General features: G+C 35.5%; 19 protein-coding genes. 7 read left to right on the top strand and 12 right to left on the bottom strand.

The genetic code is table 11. From position 1 onward, the window contains the following. The first annotated feature begins 4 nt into the window (after positions 1-4). The 3 genes from BB050_RS21815 to BB050_RS06535 all read left to right on the top strand — a co-directional run bounded on the left by BB050_RS21815 (position 5) and on the right by BB050_RS06535 (position 4406). Positions 5-166, top strand: a complete 162-nt coding sequence (locus BB050_RS21815; RefSeq protein ID WP_162927158.1) for a hypothetical protein — start codon at positions 5-7, stop codon at positions 164-166. 749 nt (positions 167-915) lie between these two features. Further along, on the top strand, positions 916-3108 hold the full coding sequence (locus BB050_RS06540; RefSeq protein ID WP_066033030.1) for a peptidase domain-containing ABC transporter: 2193 nt from the start codon (positions 916-918) through the stop codon (positions 3106-3108). Positions 3109-3110: 2 nt separating this feature from the next. After that, the gene (locus BB050_RS06535; protein ID WP_066033029.1) at positions 3111-4406 is read left to right on the top strand and encodes an HlyD family secretion protein; all 1296 of its coding nucleotides are present in this window, start codon (positions 3111-3113) and stop codon (positions 4404-4406) included. On the opposite strand, the gene BB050_RS06530 is transcribed toward BB050_RS06535, so the two are convergent. The 4 genes from BB050_RS06530 to BB050_RS06515 form a co-directional block, all read right to left on the bottom strand. Beyond that, positions 4403-5110, bottom strand: coding sequence for a tRNA1(Val) (adenine(37)-N6)-methyltransferase (locus tag BB050_RS06530; RefSeq protein WP_066033028.1), 708 nt, complete (start codon positions 5108-5110; stop codon positions 4403-4405). The two genes, BB050_RS06535 and BB050_RS06530, sit on opposite strands and share 4 nt — an antisense overlap. Positions 5111-5196: 86 nt before the next feature. Beyond that, positions 5197-5547 carry a four helix bundle protein gene (locus BB050_RS06525; protein WP_066033027.1) on the bottom strand — a complete coding sequence of 117 codons (351 nt, stop codon included), beginning with the start codon at positions 5545-5547 and terminating at the stop codon, positions 5197-5199. Positions 5548-5749: 202 nt separating this feature from the next. Further along, the gene (rimM, locus tag BB050_RS06520) at positions 5750-6274 is read right to left on the bottom strand and encodes a ribosome maturation factor RimM (RefSeq protein WP_066033026.1); all 525 of its coding nucleotides are present in this window, start codon (positions 6272-6274) and stop codon (positions 5750-5752) included. 15 nt (positions 6275-6289) lie between these two features. Next, positions 6290-6850, bottom strand: a complete 561-nt coding sequence (locus BB050_RS06515; RefSeq protein ID WP_008466226.1) for a 30S ribosomal protein S16 — start codon at positions 6848-6850, stop codon at positions 6290-6292. Between the two features lie 189 nt (positions 6851-7039). On the opposite strand from BB050_RS06515, the gene BB050_RS06510 reads away from it, so the two are divergent. Continuing rightward, positions 7040-7534, top strand: coding sequence for a DUF6252 domain-containing protein (locus tag BB050_RS06510; protein ID WP_066033025.1), 495 nt, complete (start codon positions 7040-7042; stop codon positions 7532-7534). 110 nt (positions 7535-7644) lie between these two features. Beyond that, positions 7645-7989 carry an RNA recognition motif domain-containing protein gene (locus BB050_RS06505; protein WP_012023384.1) on the top strand — a complete coding sequence of 115 codons (345 nt, stop codon included), beginning with the start codon at positions 7645-7647 and terminating at the stop codon, positions 7987-7989. 119 nt (positions 7990-8108) lie between these two features. Here the strand turns inward: BB050_RS06505 and leuB are convergent, their stop codons facing one another. The 6 genes from leuB to BB050_RS06475 all read right to left on the bottom strand — a co-directional run bounded on the left by leuB (position 8109) and on the right by BB050_RS06475 (position 15489). Next, positions 8109-9164: a 3-isopropylmalate dehydrogenase gene (leuB, locus tag BB050_RS06500; RefSeq protein ID WP_066033024.1), complete on the bottom strand. Its 1056-nt coding sequence runs from the start codon at positions 9162-9164 to the stop codon at positions 8109-8111. A 163-nt stretch (positions 9165-9327) separates the two neighbouring features. Continuing rightward, complete coding sequence (locus BB050_RS06495; protein ID WP_066033023.1) at positions 9328-10848, bottom strand: alpha-isopropylmalate synthase regulatory domain-containing protein; 1521 nt, start codon at positions 10846-10848, stop codon at positions 9328-9330. Positions 10849-11067: 219 nt separating this feature from the next. Beyond that, positions 11068-11664 carry a 3-isopropylmalate dehydratase small subunit gene (leuD, locus tag BB050_RS06490; RefSeq protein ID WP_066033022.1) on the bottom strand — a complete coding sequence of 199 codons (597 nt, stop codon included), beginning with the start codon at positions 11662-11664 and terminating at the stop codon, positions 11068-11070. A gap of 112 nt (positions 11665-11776) precedes the next feature. Next, complete coding sequence (leuC, locus tag BB050_RS06485; protein ID WP_066033021.1) at positions 11777-13171, bottom strand: 3-isopropylmalate dehydratase large subunit; 1395 nt, start codon at positions 13169-13171, stop codon at positions 11777-11779. A 516-nt stretch (positions 13172-13687) separates the two neighbouring features. After that, entirely contained in the window at positions 13688-14608 is a 921-nt protein-coding gene (locus BB050_RS06480) for a helix-turn-helix domain-containing protein (RefSeq protein ID WP_066033020.1), read from the bottom strand. A 77-nt stretch (positions 14609-14685) separates the two neighbouring features. Continuing rightward, entirely contained in the window at positions 14686-15489 is an 804-nt protein-coding gene (locus tag BB050_RS06475; protein WP_066033019.1) for an SDR family oxidoreductase, read from the bottom strand. Positions 15490-15826: 337 nt separating this feature from the next. On the opposite strand from BB050_RS06475, the gene dnaE reads away from it, so the two are divergent. Continuing rightward, positions 15827-20362 (top strand): DNA polymerase III subunit alpha, encoded by a 4536-nt coding sequence (gene dnaE, locus BB050_RS06470; RefSeq protein ID WP_066035110.1) that lies wholly within the window; start codon positions 15827-15829, stop codon positions 20360-20362. 177 nt (positions 20363-20539) lie between these two features. Then, positions 20540-21472, top strand: a complete 933-nt coding sequence (locus BB050_RS06465; protein WP_066033018.1) for an outer membrane beta-barrel protein — start codon at positions 20540-20542, stop codon at positions 21470-21472. 111 nt (positions 21473-21583) lie between these two features. Here BB050_RS06465 and BB050_RS06460 read toward each other — a convergent pair whose 3' ends face one another. Together BB050_RS06460 and BB050_RS06455 are read right to left on the bottom strand one after the other, a co-directional pair. Next, positions 21584-22579 carry a Gfo/Idh/MocA family protein gene (locus tag BB050_RS06460; protein WP_066033017.1) on the bottom strand — a complete coding sequence of 332 codons (996 nt, stop codon included), beginning with the start codon at positions 22577-22579 and terminating at the stop codon, positions 21584-21586. A gap of 316 nt (positions 22580-22895) precedes the next feature. Further along, the gene (locus tag BB050_RS06455) at positions 22896-25004 is read right to left on the bottom strand and encodes a prolyl oligopeptidase family serine peptidase (protein ID WP_066033016.1); all 2109 of its coding nucleotides are present in this window, start codon (positions 25002-25004) and stop codon (positions 22896-22898) included. Positions 25005-25107: the final 103 nt, after the last annotated feature.

The raw sequence follows: 25107 nt of genomic DNA, 5'->3' as shown, positions 1-25107 counted from the left end.
AAAATTGAAGGGTGCAGTAGAATTGACTGCAAGTGAACTGAAAACAATGAATAGAGATCATACTCCTATTTGTGAAGATGGATTTAAAGCTAAAAGATGTACAGAATTTGGTACTGTGCCAGCATACTGGAACTGCATACCAAATAATTATGTCGGAAGTTGCTAAAGAGGATTTTTTTAAGCATCAAGTTATTGCAAATTTGAGGCTTAAACCAAAAAATGTAAATAGCCAGTTATGTTAGAAAAGATTTTAAAAAGTAAGGAAACAAGAAAGCTGACAAAAAAAGAGCAGAAAAACATCTTGGGCAATGAATATTCAGAAGATATCAATTGCCATGATACTGTTGTTGAGAAATATTAAATAGTTAGACAGAACAAACTGTTGTACTAGATAAAAAAGGTATTGATTATGTTAAAGAAAATTTTAAGTCTTGAAGGTGCTCAGTCCATTAACAAAAATGAACAGAAAACCATGAAAGGAGGAATTCCAGAATGTTGGGTTCAAGCCTTAGAAGCAGGATGTTTTTTAATACCGTCAGGCGAAACTTGTCCGCTAAATACATCATCAGGTATTTGTGATACAAGTCGTCTTTGTTGTTGATTTTTAACTTTTTTAAAAGTAATACGATATAGCCTTATTTAGAATTTAGTCATGTTTTTTTTAATGTATAGGCGCTCGATCGTGGAACATTGAGCATATTCTCAGTATTGATGATTGGTACTGAGATTCTTAGGAGTTGGTCGCAAGGTTATTTTTATTTGGTTAGGGTAACCGCGGCCATGTCCTAAAGAAATTGTGTTGCTAAAAAATTTGTTTTTAAATACTGAAACAGAGAAGATTTAGGTCTTCTCTGTTTTTTTATGGATTAACAAGAAATTTTTTTCTTAATTTGGTCTGGAATAAATCATAATAAATTGAAAAAATTCGCTCATTATAAACAGGCAGATAACAAAGATTGCGGACCGACATGTTTAAAAATTATTGCTAAATATTACGGTAAAACAATCAACATTCAGGAGTTGAGAAATATTAGCGAAACAACTCGTGAAGGAAGTAATTTGCTTTTTTTAAGTGATGCTGCTGAAAAAATTGGATTTAGAACTTTAGGGGTAAAACTCTCTGTAAAAAGAATCGAAGAAGCTCCACTGCCATGTATTTTGCATTGGAACGATAATCACTATGTTGTACTTTATAAAATAAAGAAAAGCAAATATTATATCTCAGACCCAGCTTTTGGTCTTTTGGAATACAGTAAAGATGAATTTGTAAAGTTCTGGATTGGAAATAATGCTCATGATGAGATAAAAGAAGGAATATCATTATTGATTGAACCGACTCCAAAATTTTTTCAATCTAATTTTGATAAAGAAGAAGATTCAGGGTTGGGATTCAGATTCCTTTCTCAATACCTCTTTCAATACAAATCATTTCTTATTCAGCTTGCTATAGGGCTTTTTGCGGGTAGTTTATTACAGTTGATATTTCCATTTTTAACCCAAAGCATTGTCGATGTCGGAATCCAGAATCAGAATATTCATTTCATTTATCTGATCCTATTTGCTCAGCTGTTCCTTTTTGCTGGGAGAACAGGTTTAGAACTCATAAGAAGCTGGATACTGCTTCATCTCTCCACCCGCATTAATATTTCATTAATTTCTGATTTCTTTATCAAGTTAATGAATCTTCCGATTTCTTTTTTTGATGTAAGGATGACAGGAGATATCATGCAGCGAATTAATGATCATCGTAGAATCGAAAAAATACTTACAACATCCTCTTTAAATGTGCTATTTTCTGTTATCAATATGTTTGTATTGGGGGCAGTTCTGGCTTATTTTAATCTCAAGATATTTCTGGTGTTTTTTGTTGGAAGCCTTCTTTATTTTGGCTGGATAAGTATGTTTTTAAAACGAAGAGAAATTTTGGATTACAAACGTTTTGCTGAAGTTTCTGTAGAGCAAAGCAAGGTAATGGAGCTGATAAACGGAATGCAGGAAATTAAGCTCCATAATGCAGAAAAACAGAAACGCTGGGGTTGGGAATATGTTCAGGCAAGATTGTTTAGAGTTTCTATAAAAGGTCTGGTTTTAGAGCAGTCGCAAAGCATTGGTTCGTCAGTAATAAATGAACTGAAAAATATTTTCATTACGTTTTTATCTGCAAAATTAGTTATTGATGGTTCTATAACGCTGGGGATGATGCTGGCCATTAATTCGATTGTAGGCAGTTTGAATGGGCCAATTACACAGCTGATCCAATTTGTGAGAGAGCTTCAAGATGCTAAAATTTCATTGGCAAGATTATCAGAAATTCACGAAAAAGAAGACGAAACGCAAGAAGAAGAGCATCAGTCCATTGATGTGCCGTATGATTCAGATATCGAATTAAAAAGTGTTACTTATAGGTATTTAGGTTCAGATGTTCCTGTTTTAGATAACTTAAGTTTAAAGATTCCAGCTAATAAAGTGACAGCAATAGTGGGAGTAAGCGGAAGCGGAAAAACAACTTTGATGAAACTCTTGCTGAAGTTTTACAATCCAGACAAAGGCGAAGTCAGTATTGGGAGTGCTCAATTGAAAAATATTTCACAGAAAGCATGGAGATCTAATATTGGAGCGGTTATGCAGGAGGGGTATATTTTCACTGATACAATTGCAAATAATATTGCAGTTGGGGCTGATAAAATCGACAAAGAACGATTGCTTTATGCATCTGATGTCGCAAATATTACACAATATGTAAGCGAGCTCCCATTGGGCTATAACACCAAAATTGGAGCAGAAGGATTGGGAATGAGCACCGGGCAAAAACAGCGATTGCTGATTGCCAGAGCAGTATATAAAAATCCTGAAATTTTGTTTTTCGATGAAGCAACATCTGCCCTTGACGCCAACAATGAAAAAGAAATTATGCAGAAGCTTGATATTTTCTTTAAAAACAAAACCGTAATTGTAATTGCGCATCGATTAAGCACAGTTATGAATGCAGACCAGATTGTGGTTTTGGATAAAGGTAAAATTATTGAAATAGGGAACCATACCACACTGGTAGAACAAAGAGGAAATTATTTTGAATTGGTTAAAAATCAATTGCAGTTAGGAAATTAGTCATGGCAGAAAACAACGATACATTTGAATTAAGAAGTGAAGAGGTTCAGGATATCCTGACCAAAGTTCCACATTGGATGATACGATGGGGAACCGTTCTGATATTTGCTATTATCATCATGCTGTTTTTTGTTTCTTGGTTCGTCAAATATCCAGATACTGTAAAAACAGAAATTGTAATTACAACTAATATTCCGCCAGAAAAAATAGTATCAAAGTCTTCTGGACGAATTGAAGCGATTTTAGTAAAAGATAAAACAGAGGTGGATAAAAATAGCACGCTGGCCATTATTGAAAATACGGCGAATTATAAAGATGTTTTTCTGCTGAAAAAAATTGTGGACAGTTATGATATAAGCAGTTCAACAAAAGAGTTTCCTTTTAATCTCCTGCAAAATAAACAGCTCGGCGAAATAGAAAGTGCTTTCGCAGGTTTTCAGAAAGATTATCAGGCTCAGGAACTAAATAAAGACCTTCATCCTTATCAGGTGGAAAGCAGAGCACAGCAGTCTGAAAAAATCCAGATAACCCAAAGAATAGAAATCCTGCAGCAGCAGAAAACAATTAACGAACATGAGCTAGAACTTCAGAAAAATGAAGTGGCACGCTTTGAGACTTTATTTAATAAAGGAATTATTTCTGCCCAAGAAATGGAAGCTAAAAAACTGAGTTTTCTTCAGGCACAGAAAAATTATAGAAGCTTATTGTCGTCGATTTCCCAATTAAGGTCTTCTTTGATTGACAACACAAAATCAAGTCAGAATTCGCAGATAAACAGCACTAGAGAAGAAGTTAATCTTGGACGTAACGTGTCGCAGTCGTTTTATCAGCTGAAAAAAGTGATTAGGGACTGGGAGTTGGCTTATGCATTAAAATCTTCCATCAGCGGTAAAGTAACTTTTCTGCAGGTGTGGAATGAAAATCAGACCATAAATGTTGGAGATAATGTATTTTCTATAATCCCAGATGCTAAGAACAGCTTTATAGGAAAGGTAAAAGCGCCAGCTTTAAATTCAGGAAAAATAAAAGTGGGGCAGCGTGTCAATATCCGTTTGGCGAATTACCCAGATAGGGAGTTTGGCGTTTTGAAAGGCGAAATCAAAAATATTTCATTGGTGCCCGATAAGGATGGCAATCTTCTTATAGATGTTGCGCTTCCAAATGGACTGAAAACATCGTATAATAAACAGATTACATTTCAGCAGGAAATGAAAGGAAGTGCAGAAATTGTAACCGAAGATTTGAGATTGATTGAAAGAATTCTGTATCAGTTTAAAAGTATATTTGAACAGGTTTAAAATTTAAGATAAAAATCTTTAGTCAGCTCAATATATTCTGGAGTGTAAACATGGCGATCGATTTCAATCACTAATTCATCTATTTCAATTTCAGAAACTTTATTTCTGCTAAAAGCCAATAAACTGCGTTTAATTTCTGATTTTGGAGTTCCTTTTACTCGAGTAATTTTTAGAGGATATAACTCGGCTTCTTTCGCCAGAGCAATAAATTTTTCTTCTTCTTTGAAAGGAATAATTAAAGCAAGTATTCCGTTTTCTGAAAGTAATAAATCGGCAGCTTCAACAATTTCTTCAAAAGGCATTGCATCCTGAAAACGTGCTAGATCACGCTGTTCATTTTCGGATTTATAATCTTCAGAATAAAAAGGAGGATTCGAAACTATCAAATCGTATTCATCTTCTGGTTCATCAATAAATTCATCCAGGCCAGCATGAAAACAAAATAATCTATCGGCCCAAGGAGAAGCTTCAAAATTTTCTACAGCCTGTTCATAAGCATCTTCATCGATTTCTAGAGCGTCAATTTGTTCTGCTTTTGAACGCTGTGCTAGCATCAGAGCAATAATTCCTGTTCCCGCACCAATATCCAAAACACTAAATGGATTATTAGAAATAGGAGTCCAAGCACCCAATAAAACGCCATCGGTGCCAACTTTCATAGCGGTTCTGTCTTGCTTAATAGAAAATTGCTTAAACTGAAACATAAATTAAAATTCTAAATTTTTTAAATTCCAAATTCCAATGAAGTGGATAATTTTGTTGAGCTGCAAAAATAAGATTAAATATTAATTTATTGTTTTGAAGTTTTACTAATTATTGCGGATAAAATTTTTCTTAATTCTTCCACCTCGAATAGTAAAGACTCTGAAGTTGACTTTTGATCTGGGTTTAAATCATTTAGCAATTGAAGCCAAAATTTAGATTCTTTTGCTTCTTTACGGGCAATTTTTAATCTGAAAATTAAATCTTTATCACCTAATTTTTCATTTGCTTCAATATAATTCGCACCAACAGAACCAGAGGATCTTATAAGTTGTTTTCCATCTTCAATATTTGAAATGTTTTTGGGTAAAGTACGAATATAGATTCTGCATTCTTTTGCGAACAAAAAGATCCTCTCTTCTAAATTGTATGGTTTCATTTAGCTAAATTCCAATTTATAAAGTGTGAATATATAAAGGAATTATTAATTAGTAAGTTTTTTCTTTCAAAAAAAGTAAAACATCCCTATTTAAAAAATTTGAAATTCAACTCCACTAAAGCTTTGGAATTTGGAATTTAAAAAAAATGAGATTTGACCTTATTAAGGTTTGGAATTTGGATTTTTAATATTGGAATTTAACCTAAAGGTACATCTCAATAAGACCTTCAGGAAGATTCATGATAACTTTTTTGTTCTCACGATCGATTTTTACAAGAAATTGATCAATCATAGGAACTAAGATTTCGACTTCACCATTTAAAACTTCAAAAAGAGGCTGTGCAGTTGAATCATTAATAGAAGTTATTTTTCCGAAAACGCCTAAACGTTTGTCTTCAATTTCGAAACCAATAACTTCGTGGAAGTAAAATTTGTTGCCAGTAAGTTTTGGCAACATGGTTAATGGAAGATAAATGGGACTACCTACTAGGGCATCTGCATCTTCTTCGGTATTTACATCTTCAAAACGAACTCTAAGAAAGTCGTTTTTGTGCAATGAGCTAGTTTCAATAAAAAAAGGAACCAAGTGTTTGTTGTTTTCAACAAACACTGATTCCAGATTTTCGTATAACTCAGGTTCATCTGTGTCTAAATAGACTAAGACTTCCCCCTTGAAACTAAATTTTTTAGCGATTTTACCTAAATAAAAACAATCTTCTTTACGCATTATCGCTAAGTAAAATTATGCTTCAGTTGTTTCGTTATTCTCTTCAGCAGCAGGAGCTTCTTCAGTAGCTTCAGCAACTTCTTCTGTAGCCTCAGCAGCTTGTGCAGCGGCAGCAGCTTCAGCTTGTGCAGCGGCAGCATCAGCAACACGTTTCGCGTTAACTTCTTGCTCAGCTTTTAAAGCTTTTGCTTTAGCATCAGCTTTAGCTTTAGATAAACCATCTTTTTTAGCATCAACTTTACCAGCTTTTGCTTCTAACCAAGCAGTTAATTTAGCATCTGCTTGCTCTTGTGTTAAAGCACCTTTACGAACTCCTCCATCAAGGTGGTGTTTCAATAAAGCACCTTTGTAAGAAAGGATAGCTCTAGCAGTATCAGTTGGTTGAGCACCATTGTGTAACCATTTAACTGCGCTGTCAAGGTTTAACTCAACAGTTGCTGGGTTAGTGTTTGGATTGTAAGTACCGATTTTCTCTAAGTATCTACCATCTCTTTTTGAGCGTGCATCTGCAGCTACTACCCAGTAAAAAGGTTTTCCTTTTTTACCGTGTCTTTGTAATCTAATTTTTACTGACATAATCTAGTGATTAAATTTTGAGGTACTCGACCTCTGTTAATTAAGGGCGCAAAGATATAATTTTTTTATGAAAAATGCGTTTTAAAAGAGATTAAATCTATTTGAATTGTTTTTTTAGCATTTTTTTGACTTTTTAATTTAAGTATTTAGCTCTTAATGCGATACTTTTGCATCAAATTCATTCTAAATATGAAAAAATACTTTTATTTTTTATCACTTTTACTTCTGCTTGTATCTTGTACCGAGGATATAAAATTTAATAATCCAGCTTTTCAGACCTTAAAAGATAATACTTTTTGGAGAGCCCAAGTTTATGAGGCTGGAATCGAAACGAATGATTTTTTTGTTATTGAGGGGTCTTTGGGCTACGAGCAAATCAAACTTCAGCTTCCTGAACCGTCTAAGAAAACATATGTTTTAGGTATAAATGATGATGTAAAAGCCATTTATAAGGATACTTATAAAGGGCAGGAAGCAGAATTTAGCACTGGAACAGGCAAAGGAACAGGAGAAATTATCGTTACAGAATACAATACTATTGATAACACTATTTCAGGAACGTTTAAATTTACAGCGGTTAATAGTGATCAAAATGCTGAAAAACAAACTATGCATTTTTCGGAAGGTGTTTTTTATAAAATTCCAGTGACACAGGGGCCTAACTTTGTTCCAGTCAACAATTAATTTCCTAATTTGAGCCTGATCAAATCAGAATAAAAACTTAAATAAATCCATAACATAGTAGATTAGATATAAATAAGACTACATTTGCTTCTTATTATAAATAAATATCTATGAATATTTTCGTTGGGAGCCTTCCATTCAGTATTGAGGAAGCAGATTTAAGAGAGTCTTTTGAGGCTTATGGAACAGTTGACTCTGTTAAAATTATTACTGATAAATTTACTGGAAGAAGTAAAGGCTTTGGTTTTGTTGAAATGCCAAATGATAGTGAAGCACAGAAAGCTATCGATGAATTGAACGGTGCTGTTGTTTCAGGTCGTACAATCGTTGTAAATAAGTCTGAGCCAAAACCAGAGGGCGAAAGAAGAAGTTTTAATAACAACCGCGGAGGAAACGATCGTGGTGGTTACGGAAACAACCGTGGCGGAGATCGCGGAAACAGAAGAGAATATTAATGTTTTTTTTCTAAAATATAAAAGGGATAAACTTATGTTTATCCCTTTTTTTGTTGCTTTTGTTTCAAGTTTCAAGTTGGAAAAACCTGAAACTTGAAACAAATAAACCTGAAACAAAATTATACATTCGCAGCTAACCAGTCACCAACTTCTTTAGTGCCATAAGCTTTTGCTCCATTCGCTAAATCTTCGGTAACTACACCCGCTTCTAAAGCTTTATTTACTGCGTCTCTCATTGCTTTACCTTCTTCCATTAATCCGAAGTTTTCGAACATCATAGCAGCAGATAAAATAGTAGCCATTGGGTTTGCAATGTTTAATCCTGTAGCTTGTGGATAAGAACCGTGAATAGGTTCAAATAAAGATACTTCAGCTCCCATAGATGCAGAAGGCATTAATCCCATTGAACCAGAAATTACAGAAGCTTCGTCTGTTAAGATATCTCCAAATAAGTTTTCAGTAATCAATACATCATAAGAATTTGGCCATTGAACCAAACGCATAGCAACAGCATCAACAAATTCGTAGCTCACTTCAACCTCTGGATAGTCTTTTTCCATTGCTTGAACTGTTTCTCTCCATAAACGTGAAGTTTCCAAAACGTTTGCTTTGTCAACGCAGCATAATTTTTTAGAACGTGTCATGGCTAATTCGAAACCTTTTTTAGCTAAACGCTGTACTTCGGCTCTAGTGTAAACACAGTTGTCATAAGCTGTATCTCCGTTGTCTTTTCTTCCTTTTTCACCAAAGTAAATTCCTCCAGTTAATTCTCTTAAGAAAACCAAATCAGTTCCTTCGATTCTTTCTCTTTTTAGCGGCGATTTGTCTAATAAAGATGGGAATGTAAAAGTTGGTCTTACGTTTGCGAACAAACCTAATGCTTTACGCATTTTTAATAAACCTTGCTCTGGACGTACTGGCGCAGAAGGATCGTTATCGTATTTTGGGTGTCCGATTGCTCCGAAAAGAACCGCATCAGCATTTTTACAAATTTCGTGAGTTGCATCTGGATAAGGTTCTCCTACGGCATCAATTGCTGCAGCTCCAGTTAAAGCAGGTTTCCAAGTGATTTCATGTCCAAATTTTTTCGCAACAGCATCAGATACTTTTACAGCTTCATTGATTACTTCTGGTCCGATTCCGTCTCCGGCTAAAAGGGCTATGTTTAATTTCATTCTATATTTTTTTAAAAGGTTCTAAGGTTCTGAGTTGCTAAGGTTCTAAGGTTTTTTCTCTTAAGTGGCTTAGTTTGTTTTTTAAGTTCTAAGGTTCTGAGTTGCTAAGGTTCTAAGGTCAAATAAAAATCTTAGAACCTCAGAACCTTAGTCTCTTAGCACCTTAAGTAATTATATTCAACATTTTTTGCGTTGCAATAATCGCTGCAACAGTTTGATCTGAGTCTAATCCGCGGGTTTTGAATTCTTTTCCGTTGTTGACCCATGTGATAATGGTTTCGCACAACGCATCAGAACTACTTCCTGGCGGGATTCTCACGGCATAATCGATCAATTTAGGAAGTGTTAATTTTTTGCTTTTGTAAATCTTGGATAAAGCATTCATAAAAGCATCGAACTGACCGTCTCCTTGGGCATTTTCTTCGATTATTTCTCCGTTTAAATTTAAAGATAAAGTCGTAGAGGGACGCATTCCTTTAGAATGTACCAGCATATACGAGTTTATCGTGATTTTTTCTTCGTAAGTGTGACTATCCAAAACATCTGAAATGATGTATGGAAGATCTTCTTTCGTTACGGTTTCTTTTTTGTCGCCCAATTCGATAATTCTTTGGGTAACCAATTTCAAATCTTCGTTGTTGAGTTTTAAGCCTAATTCCTGAAGGTTTTTTTCGATATTGGCTTTTCCAGAAGTTTTTCCGAGGGCGTATTTTCGTTTTCTTCCAAAACGTTCCGGAAGAAGATCATTGAAATAAAGATTGTTTTTATTGTCTCCATCAGCGTGGATTCCAGCTGTCTGCGTAAAAACATTGTCGCCGACAATTGGTTTGTTTGCAGGAATTCTGTAGCCTGTAAATGTTTCAACCAATTTGCTTACAGAATACAATGAAGTTTCTTTTACGTTGATGTCTACTTGTGGCAGATAATCGTTGATTACGGCAACAGTACTTTCAAGCGGTGCATTTCCGGCGCGTTCTCCCATTCCGTTTACCGTTACGTGAAGTCCGTTGATTCCAGCTTTTATGGCTTCCATAACATTGGCAACGCTTAAGTCGTAGTCGTTGTGTGCGTGGAAATCAAAATGAATCTGCGGATATTTTGCTTTAATATTTGAAATGAATTCAAAAGCCAAAGACGGAATTAAAACGCCTAAAGTATCAGGAAGTAAAATTCTTTTGACTGGCTGAGTTGATAAAAACTCCAAAAATTGAAAAACATATTCAGGAGAATTTCGCATTCCGTTGCTCCAGTCTTCTAGGTAAACATTGGTTTCAATGTTGTTTTCTTTGGCTAAAGCAATGATTTGAGCGATTTCAGAAAAATGTTGTTCTGGAGTTTTTTTTAATTGATGCGTTAAGTGATTCATTGAGCCTTTGGTCAACAAATTCTGCACTTTAGCACCCGCTTTTTTCATCCAGTCGATCGAAACACCTCCATCAACAAACGTAAGGACTTCAATTCTGTTGCTATATCCTTTTTCTTCAGCCCAAGAAGTAATGCCTTTTACGGCCTGAAATTCTCCTTCGCTTACTCGCGCAGAAGCAATTTCGATTCTATCAATATTTAATTCCTCCAACAACAATTGCGCAATGGTTAGTTTTTCTGCAGCAGAAAATGATACTCCTGAAGTTTGTTCACCATCACGAAGTGTCGTATCCATTATTTCAATTTTTCTTTTTTCCATATTGATATTCTATAATTCTGATGTGATTTGACGCAGATTTTACGGATTCGCTTTCACGAAGACGTGGATAAAAACGGATTTTTTATTATTGAATAAAATAAAATCTGCCTTAATCCGTGCTTTTGCGATAGCAAATCAGTTTCATCCGCGTTCTATATTCTAGAAAGACCCGAGAGGTTTTGAAGCCTGTCGGGTCTAATAGACTGAATGATATTTCTATTAGTACGGAAGTTTATCGGCGAAAGCCTTAATATCTTCCTTCATATCTTGTAAGTAATCAATGTCGTCAAAACCATTAATTAAATTGTTCTTTTTGTAACCGTTAATAGCAAATGATTCTTGCTCGCCAGTTGATAACAAAGTAATGGTTTGGTTTGGAAGATTGATTTCTAATTCTGTTTTAGGATCAGCTTCAATAGCTTTGAAAATGTTTTCTAAAAACTCAGGGCTGATTTGAACTGGCAGTACACCAATATTCAAACAGTTTCCTTTGAAGATATCAGCAAAGAAACTAGAAACTACAGCACGGAATCCGTAATCATAAACTGCCCAAGCAGCGTGCTCTCTTGAAGATCCAGAACCGAAGTTTTTTCCTCCAACCAAGATTTTTCCGCTGTAAGTTGGATTGTTTAAAACGAAATCTGCTTTTGGAGTATCATCTCCGTTGTATCTCCAGTCTCTAAAAAGATTGTCTCCAAAGCCTTCGCGTTTTGTAGCTTTTAAGAAACGAGCTGGGATGATTTGATCTGTATCGACGTTCTCAATTGGCAGTGGCACTGCACTGCTTGTAAGTATATTAAATTTATCGTATGCCATTTTAATTTTAGATTTTGGATTTTAGATTTTAGATTTCTTAAAATGAGAATCTATAATAAATCTAAAAGCAATTTTATTGAATTTTTGAAATTGTTTTTGCAATTGTCATTGACTAGAACAGTTCTCTTGGATCTGTCAATTTTCCTGTAACAGCAGCAGCTGCGGCCATAATTGGACTTGCAAGAAGTGTTCTTGAACCAGGACCTTGACGACCTTCAAAGTTTCTGTTTGAAGTACTTACTGCATATTTTCCAGCAGGAACTTTATCATCGTTCATTGCTAAACAAGCAGAACAACCCGGCTGACGTAATACGAAACCAGCTTCTGTCAAAATATCTAAAATTCCTTCTTCCTTAATCTGCGCTTCCACAACGTGAGAACCCGGAACTAACCAAGCCGTAACATTATCTGCTTTTTTTCTTCCTTTTACAATTTCAGCAAAAGCTCTAAAATCTTCAATACGTCCGTTTGTACAGCTTCCTAAGAAAACATAATCGATTTGTTTTCCAATCATAACGTCGTCTTCGTTGAAGCCCATATAAGCTAAAGATTTTTTGTAAGTTTCCTCGCCGCCTTCAACTTCTTTTGCACTTGGGATATGTTTTGTGATACCAATTCCCATTCCTGGGTTTGTACCATAAGTAATCATTGGTTCGATGTCTTCCGCTTTGATATTTAGTTCGGCATCAAATACAGCATCTGGATCTGTTTTTAAAGTTTTCCAGTATTCAACAGCTTTTGTCCAAGCTTCTCCTTTTGGAGCGTATAATCTTCCTTCTAAGAAATCGAAAGTGGTTTGGTCAGGAGCAATCATTCCTCCACGAGCACCCATTTCGATACTTAAGTTACAAACTGTCATACGGCCTTCCATAGTCATGTTTTCAAAAACATCACCAGCGTATTCAACAAAGTAACCAGTTCCTCCAGAAGTAGTTAATTTAGAGATAATATAAAGCGCAACGTCTTTTGGACCAACACCTTTACTAAGTTGCCCGTTTACGTTGATGCGCATTTTCTTTGGTTTAGGCTGCATAATACATTGAGTAGAAAGCACCATTTCAACCTCAGATGTTCCGATACCGAAAGCGATAGCTCCAAAAGCACCGTGAGTAGACGTATGCGAATCTCCACATACAATAGTAGCACCTGGCAAAGTAATTCCGTTTTCAGGACCCACTACGTGTACAATTCCATTTTTTTGGTGGCCTAATCCCCAGTGCGAAATTCCGTATTCGTTTGCATTGTCTTCAAGAGCTTTAAGCTGGTTTGCAGAAAGCGGATCCTGAACTGGTAAATGTTGGTTTATGGTTGGTGTATTGTGGTCGGCAGTTGCAAAAGTACGTTCTGGGTATAATACATTAACGCCTCTTGATTTTAATCCTAAAAAAGCAACAGGACTCGTAACTTCATGAATGAAATGGCGGTCAATAAAAAACACATCTGGCCCATCTTCAATTTTACGCACAACATGTGAATCCCATACTTTGTCAAATAATGTCTTACTCATTTTTTATTTTTTTAAATTGTAATTTCTATAACCACAGCAATTTCCTGTTCATTATAATAGCAAAACAAAAGTAAAAAAAGATAAAAAAGCGTCAATTTCGATATTTCATTATATACGATACCCAAACTAATTTACAAATTGCCAAATGGCTTTTGCAACTAAAATTTGACAGAAAAATGATAAAGAAACTGATTTAGATTTTCTTTTTCGGCTTTAATTTTTCTTGTTTATTTTATGTTTTAATAGTTTGCAAATTTATCTCAAAATCAATATAAAATATAAGAATTTGATTGAAAAAATCTAACAAATTGCATAAAAATAGTAATAATTGTTAGTTTTAAAAATTTTGCTTAAAGAGCGCTTTTTGAGTTTTTTAAAGCTTTTAAAAGAGTTTTTTTGACATTATTTAGATTCAATAAAACATCAAAAACTACGACATCCAAGAAGTGTATTTTTATGAAATTTTATGTTTTTTTGAAGCAAAAACTGATTTTTTTAAAGTAGTATTTCTGAAAGTTAATTCAGTGAATTTTTAAATTCTAATGGAGTAAGACTGGTTTTCTTTTTGAATAATTTGCTGAACGATTGCGGATATTCAAAACCTAATTGATAGGCAATTTCTGCTACAGAAAGATTTGTCGTAATCAGAAAATCTTTTGATTTTTCAATTAATTTCGAATGAATATGTTGTTGTGCGTTTAAACCAGTCAAATTGCGAAGCATGTCGCTTAAATAATGACTTGAAACATTAACTTGTGAAGCTAGAAATTCTACTGTTGGCAATCCTTTTTTCAAGGTTTCTGCGTTGCTGATGTAGTTGTCCAGAGTCTCTTCAACTTTTAATAATAAATCGTGACTGATAGTTTTTCTGGTAATGAATTGGCGTTTGTAAAAACGATTGCTGTAATTCAGCAAAACATCAATATAAGAAACAATTACATCCTGACTCATTTCATCTATTGTGGTATTGAGTTCGTTGTCGATACTTTGTAATAATCCAATAATAATTGTTTTTTCACTGTCGGAAAGATGCAGTGCTTCATTGGTGTCATAAGAGAAGAAACCATATTTTTTGATGCTTTTTCCCAAAGGATAATTTCGAATAAAATCAGGATGAAATAATAGGGTATAACCTCCATATTCAACTCCTTCTTCATTTTCAGTAAAAATTAATTGAGTTGGAGAAGCAAACATGAGTCCGCCTTCATTGAAATCATAATAGCCTTGACCGTAGCCCATTTTTCCGTTGGTAGAAAACTTGTAGGATATCTTGTAAAAATCGAGCAAAAAGGCGTGATTCGCTAAATTTTCATTTATGACCAATTGTGTGTTATCTACCAAACTCACCATCGGATGAAGTGGCTTTGGGAGTTGAAATAGATCATGAAACTGCGATATAGAAGAGATTTTTGCTGGATTATTGTTTTTCTTTTCCATGATATAAAAGTATGAAAATTTAAAAGACTAATACCGTTCGGCTTCTTGAAACCTGAACGGTATTAGTTTGAAATGAATTATTCTCCAAAAAATTGTTTGCCAAATTCAGAACGAAAAACTTCGTCTCCAACTTCTAGTCTTTGTTTGTAAAATGCTTTTGCATCTTCTCCGGCAACATATCTTAATTGGTTTTTTCCGTCAGTTGTAGCTTCGTAAACAACATCAGCAATTTGTTCAGGAGTTGAGGCCATTTCAAACATAACGTCAACGCTTCCAAACATTTTATTGGTCATTGCTTCGTATTCTGGAAGAGTGCTTGTGTCAAGTGAACCATGCAAAAATTCAGTTTTGATTGCTCCAGGAGAAACTGTTTTAATGTTTATTCCAAACGGATTTAGTTCGTAAGCCATACTTTCGCTCCAGCCTTCTAATCCCCATTTTGTTGCATGATAAATTGATCCTAAAGGAAAAGCAATCAATCCGCCAATAGAAGTTGTAGAGATAAACAAACCGCTTTTTCTTTCTCTGAAATACGGTATAAAAGCATTTGTAACGCGAATTACTCCCAATAAATTAGTGTTTAGCTGTTTTGTAATTTGATCATCCGTAAGGCTTTCCAAAGGGCCTATTAATCCATAACCAGCATTGTTAAAAACAATATCTATATCGCTAATTTCAAGCGCTTTTTGAACTGTATTTTGAATTTGATCAAAATTGGTAACGTCTAAAGGTAAAAGCGTTACGTTTGGTAATTGAGAAAGTTCTGTTTCTTTTTCAGGTGTTCTCATGGTTGCGATTACGTTCCATCCTTTTTCGTGGAATAATTTTGCTGTTGCTTTTCCTAAACCTGATGATGCTCCTGTGATAAAAATTGTTTTCATGATTTTTATTTTTTAATTGTTATAATTTGATGAAGCAAAGTTCAGGATACACTGCAATTTAAAAGTGTTCATTTTGGTGCAATGAGTATCCAAAATGAATAATTGGACTTTTTTAAGAAAAAAAATGAATGAAATTTGGCCGTTTTTACATTTGAAGAACAACGATGTTAATTGTGCTTTTTGTTAACAACTTTAGCTTCTTTATTTCTGTAAAAAAAGCGTAAATTTGAATTCCTCCGATTTTTCATTCCGCATTTTATTATGTTTCATGTTGTCAATGGTTTACAACATGAAAGGTGTGGGATTTGGAGCTTTAAAACTTGACTTTTATAATTCTATGTACTTAATATTCGATACCGAAACAACCGGATTACCAAAACGCTGGGACGCCCCAATTACCGATTCTGACAACTGGCCTCGCTGTATACAAATCGCGTGGCAGCTTCATGATGAAATGGGACAGCTTGTTGAACATCAGGATTATTTGGTAAAACCAGAAGGATTTAACATTCCGTATGATGCTGAACGTATCCACGGAATTTCGACTGAATTGGCTGAAGCCGATGGAATCACTTTGGCCGAAGTTTTAGAGAAATTCAATATTGCTTTAAGTAAAACTAAATTCATTGTTGGACAGAATTTAGGTTTCGACGTGAATATTATGGGTGCAGAATTCCATAGAATGGGAGTAGATTCTACTATGGCTTCAATCCCTGTTTTGGATACTTGTACCGAAGTTACAGCTTCATTGTTACAGCTTCCGGGAGGTCGTGGAGGAAAATTCAAACTTCCAACTTTGACCGAATTGCATGAATATTTATTCAATGTTCCTTTCGCGGAAGCGCACAACGCAACTGCCGACGTTGAGGCAACTACGCGTTGTTTCTTAGAATTGGTTAGAAGAGAAGTTTTTACTAAAGAAGAGCTTGACGTTCCGAAAGAATATTTCAAAGATTTTCAGGAAAGAAATCCAGAGCCATTTAAGTTAATTGGTTTAAAACACATCAACTTAAAAGCGGCTTCTGATAAAATCAGGGAACAGCTTAAAGCTTTAGCTGCAGAAGGGCAGCAAAATGTTGTTTCAGAAGAAGACAAAGCCGATTTTAAAGCAGCAAAATTTGCGCATTTACATAACCATACACAGTTTTCGGTACTTCAATCGACTATAGGAATAGGTAATATTGTGGCTGCTACCGCTAAAAATGGAATGCCGGCTGTTGCTATGACCGATACTGGAAATATGATGGGAGCTTTCCACTTTGTGAGTGCTGTCATGAACCACAACAAAGGGGCTTCCGCAAAAAACAAAGCTTTGGTTGAAGCAGGAGAAGAACCGACGGAAACCGAAATTAAACCAATTGTTGGCTGCGAATTTAATATTTGCGACAACCATTTAGATAAAAGTAAAAAAGACAATGGTTACCAAGTTGTGTTATTGGCTAAAAATAAAGCCGGATATCACAATTTGGCGAAAATGGCTTCGATTGCCTATACAGATGGTTTTTATTATGTTCCGAGAATAGATCGCACGATTGTAGAACAATACAAAGGTGATATCATGGTTTTGTCTGGGAATTTGTATGGAGAAATTCCGAGTAAGATCTTGAACATCGGTGAAAACCAAGCTGAAGAAGCTTTGATTTGGTGGAAAGAACAATTTGGTGAAGATTTCTATCTAGAAGTAATGCGCCACAATCAGGAAGATGAAAATCGTGTCAACAAAACCCTGATTGAGTTTTCTAAAAAACACGATGTAAAATTAATTGCAACTAATAATACTTATTATTTAAATAAAGAAGATGCCAATGCTCACGATATTTTACTCTGTGTAAAAGATGGTGAAAAGCAGGCAACGCCTATTGGACGTGGACGAGGATACCGTTACGGACTTCCAAATCAGGAATATTATTTCAAGTCGCAAGACGAGATGAAAAAACTCTTTGCCGATTTGCCAGAAGCCATTATCAATATTCAGGAAATTATTGATAAGGTCGAAGGATATTCATTATATCGAGACGTATTGCTTCCGAAATTCGAAATTCCAGATGAATTTGTTGATCCTGAAGACGAAAAAGACAATGGTGTTCGCGGTGAAAATGCTTATTTGCGACACCTTACTATGGAAGGTGCCAAAAGAAGATACGGCGAAATCACCGAATCAATTCAGGAACGTCTGGATTTTGAGTTGATGACAATTTCAAATTCTGGTTATCCTGGGTATTTCTTGATTGTACAGGATTTCATCGCCGAGGCAAGAAAAATGGACGTTTCGGTAGGGCCTGGACGTGGTTCTGCAGCGGGTTCTGCCGTTGCATACTGTCTCGGAATTACCAATATTGACCCGATTAAATACGATTTGCTTTTTGAGCGTTTCCTAAATCCTGACCGTGTATCGATGCCCGATATTGATATTGACTTTGATGACGAGGGTCGTGGGCGTGTAATGGAATACGTAATCAACAAATACGGTCAAAAACAGGTGGCACAGATTATCACGTATGGTAAAATGGCGACCAAATCGGCAATTCGTGATACAGCTCGTGTACTGGATTTGCCATTATTTGAAGCCGATAGAATCGCAAAACTGATTCCGGGAATGATGCCGTCAAAATGGAATTTGGCGCGTTTTATTTCAGAAAGTGAAGAAGAGATTAAAAAAGCCCTTCGTTCGGACGAATTTGACAATGTAAAAGAATTAATCGCCATTGCAAATGAAGATGATTTGGCAGGAGAAACCATTCAGCAGGCAAAAATCTTGGAAGGATCTATGCGTAACACGGGAATTCACGCCTGCGGGGTAATTATTACGCCATCGGATATTACGAATTATGTTCCCGTAACAACCGCAAAAGATTCCGATTTATATGTAACGCAGTTTGACAACTCGGTTGCAGAAAGTGCCGGATTGCTGAAAATGGACTTCTTGGGTCTGAAGACCCTTACGCTGATAAAAGATACCGTAAAACTGGTAAAATATAGAACGGGAATTGAATTGAATCCAGATACTTTCCCAATCGATGATGAAGAAACGTATGCGCTTTTCCAAAGAGGTGAAACTGTTGGAATCTTCCAATACGAGTCGCCTGGGATGCAGAAATACATGAAAGACCTGAAGCCAACGGTTTTTGGAGATTTAATTGCCATGAACGCCTTATATCGTCCAGGACCTTTGGAGTATATTCCGTCTTTCGTTCGAAGAAAAAACGGCGACGAAGAAATTAAATACGACTTAGATGCCTGTGCGGAATATTTATCTGAAACGTACGGAATTACCGTTTACCAAGAGCAGGTAATGCTTTTGTCTCAGTCTTTGGCAGGATTTACAAAGGGTGAGGCCGACGTCTTGCGTAAAGCGATGGGTAAGAAACAAAAAGACGTACTAGACAAAATGAAGCCGAAGTTTGTTGAACAAGCTGCAGCAAAAGGCCACGATGCCAAAATTTTGGAGAAAATCTGGAAAGACTGGGAAGCCTTTGCGAGTTACGCCTTCAACAAATCGCACTCGACTTGTTATGCGTGGATTGCATACCAAACAGCTTATTTGAAAGCGCATTATCCTGCCGAATATATGGCAGCGGTACTTTCCAATAACATGAATGATATCAAACAGGTTTCGTTCTTTATGGAGGAATGTAAACGTATGGGATTGCAGGTTTTAGGACCGTGCGTAAATGAGTCATACTATAAATTTACAGTAAACGATGATTACGCGGTTCGTTTCGGAATGGGGGCTATTAAAGGCGTGGGAGCAGGAGCTGTAGAAACGATCGTAGAAAACAGAAAAGATGGGAGATATAAATCGATTTTTGATTTAGCGAAGCGAATTGATCTGCGTGCAGCCAACAAAAAAGCGATTGAGAATTTAGCTTTAGCAGGTGGTTTTGATTCATTTGAAGGAACGACAAGAGCGCAGTATTTCCATGACGATGGAGACGGAATCACATTCTATGAAAAAGCAATGCGCTACGGATCTAAGTTTCAGGAAAACGAAAATTCATCTCAGGTAAGTTTGTTTGGCGAAACCAGCGAAGTGCAAATCGCAGAGCCTGTTGTGCCACCTTGCGAAGACTGGAGTACAATGGAAAAACTGGCTAAAGAGAAAGAAGTTGTCGGAATCTATATTTCTGGACATCCGCTTGATGATTTTAGATTCGAAATGAAATATTTCTGTAATGCCCGTTTAGAAGCATTAAAAAGTATGAACGAGTATGTGGGGAAAAATCTAATGTTTGCTGGAATTATTAATAACGTCCAACATCGTGTGGCTAAAAACGGAAAAGGTTGGGCAGCTTTCAACTTAGAAGGTTATGATGAGAGCTATGAGTTTAAGATTTTTGGAGAAGAATATTTGAAATTCCGCCATTTCTTAATTCAGAACAATTTTGCTTTTATAAAAATATTGATTAAAGATGGATGGGTAAATCACGATACTGGTAAAAAATCGGATCCTAGAATGCAGTTTGTGGAGATTCGCCAATTGCAGGATATTTTGGAAGCTTTCGCTAAAAAACTAATTGTACTATTGAATATCAAAGATCTGCATCCGGAGTTTATTCATAAATTAAGTCATTTGTTTGCTGAAAATAAAGGAGAGAATTCAGTGACTTTTGAAATTATGGAATTAGAAAAAATAAAGCGTCTAGTTGAGGTAGAAACGCCAACCGATTTTGAAGCCGATGATGCCGTTTTTGAAGATGAGAATGAAAATGAAGATGCGGCACTCGAAAGTACAAAAGTGCAAGAGGTAAATGAAGTTGAAGAAATAAAAGTAGTAACCAAATTAACGATGCCTAGCCGCCGTGTGAAGGTTAGAATCTCAACTGAATTATTGCAGGAACTGGAGAAAATGCAGATTAATTTTAAATTGAACTAAAAAATTAACAGTTAAAATTTAAACAGATGTTAGTTTTTTGTGTTAAAAATATGCATGCATAATACTTTTTTAGTAATATTGCGCCAAATTACAACGTTTTCGTTCCAAGTCTAACTTTACAAACTGTACGAATGTGTTAAAATATTCTATGTTTGTACTAATCAATAAATCAAAATTATGAAAAAGAACCTATTTTTATTAGGATTATTAGTTTGCTCAATGGCGACAGTGGCGCAGACAGAAAAAGCAGAAAAACCAGAAAGCTGGTATTTTAAATTAGGAGGATCATATTTTATTCAAACGGCTGCAACAGAATTTCCAACTGTTTCAGGAGCCTTGCCTAATACAGATGTTTATGCAGCAGACGGTACGACTTTAATCTCTAGAGAAACAAATCATGGTTCTTTTGGTGAAGGTTTTCGTAACGGTTTAACTGCAGGATATCGTTTTACTCCACGTTTAGGAGTAGAGGTAGGTTTTAATTATTTTAGCAGTGCCAGTAAAACTATGGTTGAAACAACAAATAGATTAGTAGCTGCAGGACCAACTTTTGCAACAGGTAAAGCAGAAGGAAAAATTAGAGCTTTTGATGTAGCTCCTGCATTGGTTTTGTTCTTGGGTCAAACACATGGATTTGAGCCTTATACAAAAGTAGGGGTTATTGTTCCAATTCATGGAGATTTAACAATTGAAACAAACAGAACATATACTAATCCAGCTGGAGTAGTTAACAGTTATACTAAAGATGTGGTAAAGCCTAATCCTACAGTTGGATTTATGGCAGCATTAGGGACATCTTATAAATTAGGCAGCCATATTTCGATTTTTGCTGAATTAGAGTACCGCAATTTTACAGTTCATGGGAAAACTAAAGAAACAGAAGTGTATACTGAAAATGGTGTAGATAAATTAAATACTCCAACATCTTTCCGTCCTGACGCATCTTATTCTGCAAGTCATACAAAATATGTAGAGCAAATTAACACTACTTCGAATAGTAAAGTTACGAATGCAGCAGGTTTTGATAATACAAAAGCAACAGACGATATTAGTTCTTACGTTGGTATCTCAGGTCTTGGATTGACTTTTGGACTTAAATACAGTCTATAATTTTCCAATTTTTTTATAGTTTATAGTTTACAAAAAGAGGATATTCGAAAGAATATCCTCTTTTTTATGCTCATTTTTTGTCATTTCGATTTCTATGACAAACAGTGCGAACTATTTCGAATTCTCTCTAAACTCCTTCAAAACCTGATCAATAACCCAAGTGGTTCTTGCGCCAGAAGTTCCTTTAGATGGAGAAGCGCCTTCATTCCCTAATAATTCAGCAATAACAGTTTCAATAAATGGCTGCTGAATGTGAAGCGGGTTTTCTATAGTGAGACTTTCTTTTTCTCCATTTGCATATTGAATATGAAGCGGATCGTTTCCGAAAGTAGAGAATGAAATTTTCCCTTTGTCACCCACAATTTCAGTATTGTCGTAACGTTCAAAACTCGCGAAATTCCAAATGCCAGATCCGTGAATTCCATTTTCAAATAAAAATGACATCGAAACCGCATCTTCGGCAGGATAAGCCAGTAACTGAGAAGTCGCATGTCCGCGAACTGATTTTATCGGACCTAAAACAAAATCAAGAAAATCTAAAGTATGACAAGCCAAATCAACAAAGATTCCGCCACCAGAAATATGCGGTAAAACGGTCCAAGGAAGATTGATTTCGTCATCATAACGTGCTTCAAAAGGATGGTATAAAACACAGTTTACATGTCTGATAGTTCCTAATTTTCCCTGATCGATAATTTCTTTTATTTTTAAAAAACGTGGTAAAGCTCTTCTGTAATAAGCTACAAATAAAGGGACATTGTGTTCTTTACAAGCGCAGATCATTTCGTTACATTCCTCAAAAGTCAGAGCCATTGGTTTTTCTACATAAACTGGTTTGCCAGCTTTTGCACATAAAAGGGTATATTCTTTATGAGAAGAAGGAGGAGTGGCAATATAAACGGCATCAACTTCTGGATCATTTATTAAATCTTCAGCGTTAGAATACCATTTCGGAACGTTATGACGTTTTGCGTAATCTTCAGCAAGAGCCGCATCTCTTCGCATAACCGCAACTAAAGCTGAATTTGGGGCTTTCTGAAAAGCAGGTCCGCTTTTTACTTCGGTCACATTACCACAGCCAATAATTCCCCATTTTATAATTTCCATTGTGTAAGTTTTAAGTTTTTCAAATTTAAGAGAAATGGATTGTTTAAAAAAGGTCTGCCACGAATTCACGAATTATTTTAATCTACACGTTTAAAATTGTTTATTAAATTGCACAAATTTATTTCACGCTCCCGATAGCTATCGGGATAAAATGATTTAAGCAGATTAATACAGATTTTTATTTTAATAGCTCTATCTGCAAAATCTACGAGAGGAAGAAAAAAAGAAAATTCGTGTAATTCAAGGCAAAGAAAAAGCCACGATATTCAGAAAATAATTCGTGAATTCGTGGCTTAAAAAATTTCAGCTTAAAGTCTTACTTTTTCGGTAAAGCTTTAAAACCCATATTGTAAAGCGTGAAAGCTTGAATATCTACACTCTCTTGAATAGTAGCGGCAACAGATTTTCCTGCGCCATGTCCAGCTTTTACATCAATTCTAATTAAAACTGGGTTTTCTCCTGTTTGTTTTTCCTGTAATTCAGATGCAAATTTAAAACTGTGTGCAGGAACTACACGATCATCATGATCTCCAGTAGTAACCATTGTTGCTGGATAATGAGTTCCTTTTTTAACGTTGTGAACAGGTGAATATCCTTTTAAGTATTCGAACATTTCTTTGCTGTCTTGAGCAGTTCCGTAATCAAAAGCCCAACCTGCACCTGCTGTAAAGGCATTGTAACGAAGCATATCCATAACTCCAACCGCAGGCAATGCTACTTTCATTAAATCTGGACGCTGCGTCATAGTGGCACCAACTAATAATCCTCCATTAGATCCTCCACGAATAGCTAAATAATCAGATGAGGTATATTTTTGAGCAATTAAATACTCCGCAGCAGCGATAAAGTCATCGAATACATTTTGCTTTTGAAGTTTTGTACCCGCATCGTGCCATTTTTTTCCGTATTCACCGCCACCTCTTAAGTTAGCAACTGCATAAACTCCGCCGTTTTCCATCCAAACCGCATTAGCAATACTGAAACTTGGCGTCAAACTAATATTGAATCCACCATAACCGTAAAGGATTGTTGGGTTTTTACCGTCTAATTTTGTTCCTTTTTTATATGTAATAATCATCGGAACTTTTGTACCGTCTTTTGAAGTATAGAAAACTTGTTTTGACTCATAATCTTCGCTTTTGAAATCTACTTTTGGTTTTTGGTAGATTTCAGACTTGCCAGATTTTGGTTCAAAAGAGTAAATACTTCCAGGTGTAGTGTAATTCGTAAAGCTGTAATACAAAATCTTTTCGTTCTTTTTTCCGCTAAAACCACCTGCAGTTCCGACAGCTGGAAGTTTGATTTCACGAACTAGTTTTCCATTGTAATCATATTGCTGTACAAATGAAACAGCATCTTTAGTATAGTTTGCAAAGAAATATCCAGCGCCAGTTGATGGAGATAGAATATCTTTGGTTTCTTTAATAAAATCTTTCCAGTTTTCAGGTTTTGGATTTGCAGCATCTACCGTTACAACACGTTTATTAGGAGCATTAAAATCTGTTTCAATAAACAATTTGCTTCCTTGGTTGTCAATGATACCACTGTCACTATCAAAGTTGTCAACGATTGTAACGATTGGACTGTTGGCCTTAGTTAAGTCTTTAATGTACAATTCATTTCCGTACGTAGAATTGGCAGCTGTAATCACTAAATAACGATTATCTTCAGTAACATATCCGCCAACATATCTTCTTTTTTTGTCAGCTCCAAAAATTACTTTGTCGTCTTTTTGAGAAGTTCCTAGTTTGTGGAAATATAATTTGTGCTGATCTGTTTTAGCAGATAATTCACTTCCTTTTGGTTTGTCATAACTAGAATAGTAAAAACCTTCATTTCCGTGCCAAGAGATACCGCTGAATTTTATATCAACCAAAGTATCTTCTAAAACTTTCTTAGAAAGTGCATCAATGATGATAACTTTTCTCCAGTCGCTTCCTCCTTCAGAGATTGCATAAGCAGCTTTGCTTCCATCTTCAGAAAAATCAAGTCCGCCAAGAGAAGTGGTTCCATCTTTAGAGAAAGTATTCGGATCTAAGAAAATCTCTTCTTTTCCGCTTTCATCTTTTCTATAAACAACAGATTGATTTTGAAGTCCGTTGTTTTTAGAGTAATAAGTAAATTTTCCTTCTTTGAATGGAGCTCCAATTTTTTCGTAGTTCCAAAGTTTTTCCATTCGTTTTTTAAGTTCTTCACGAAACGGAATTTTATCTAAATAAGCATAAGTAACTTCATTTTGAGCTTTTACCCAAGCACCGGTTTCGGCAGATTTATCATCTTCTAACCAACGGTACGGATCGCTTACTTTGGTGTCAAAATAAACATCAACAGTTTCTCCTTTTTTAGTTTGCGGATATTGCATTTTACCTTGTCCAAACGAAATTCCAGCGGTTGTAATTGCCATTAATAAAAATGTTTTTTTCATAGTTAGTTTTTATCTGTTGTAACAAAAATAGCACTTTCTGTGAGATTGTTGTGTTATTAACCGCAAAGAACACAAAGAGTTTTTCGCAAAGTTCGCAGAGTTT

Source organism: Flavobacterium anhuiense (assembly GCF_001705175.1).
GTDB classification, from domain to species: domain Bacteria; phylum Bacteroidota; class Bacteroidia; order Flavobacteriales; family Flavobacteriaceae; genus Flavobacterium; species Flavobacterium anhuiense.
This window is presented reverse-complemented; position numbering and strand designations above follow the sequence as displayed.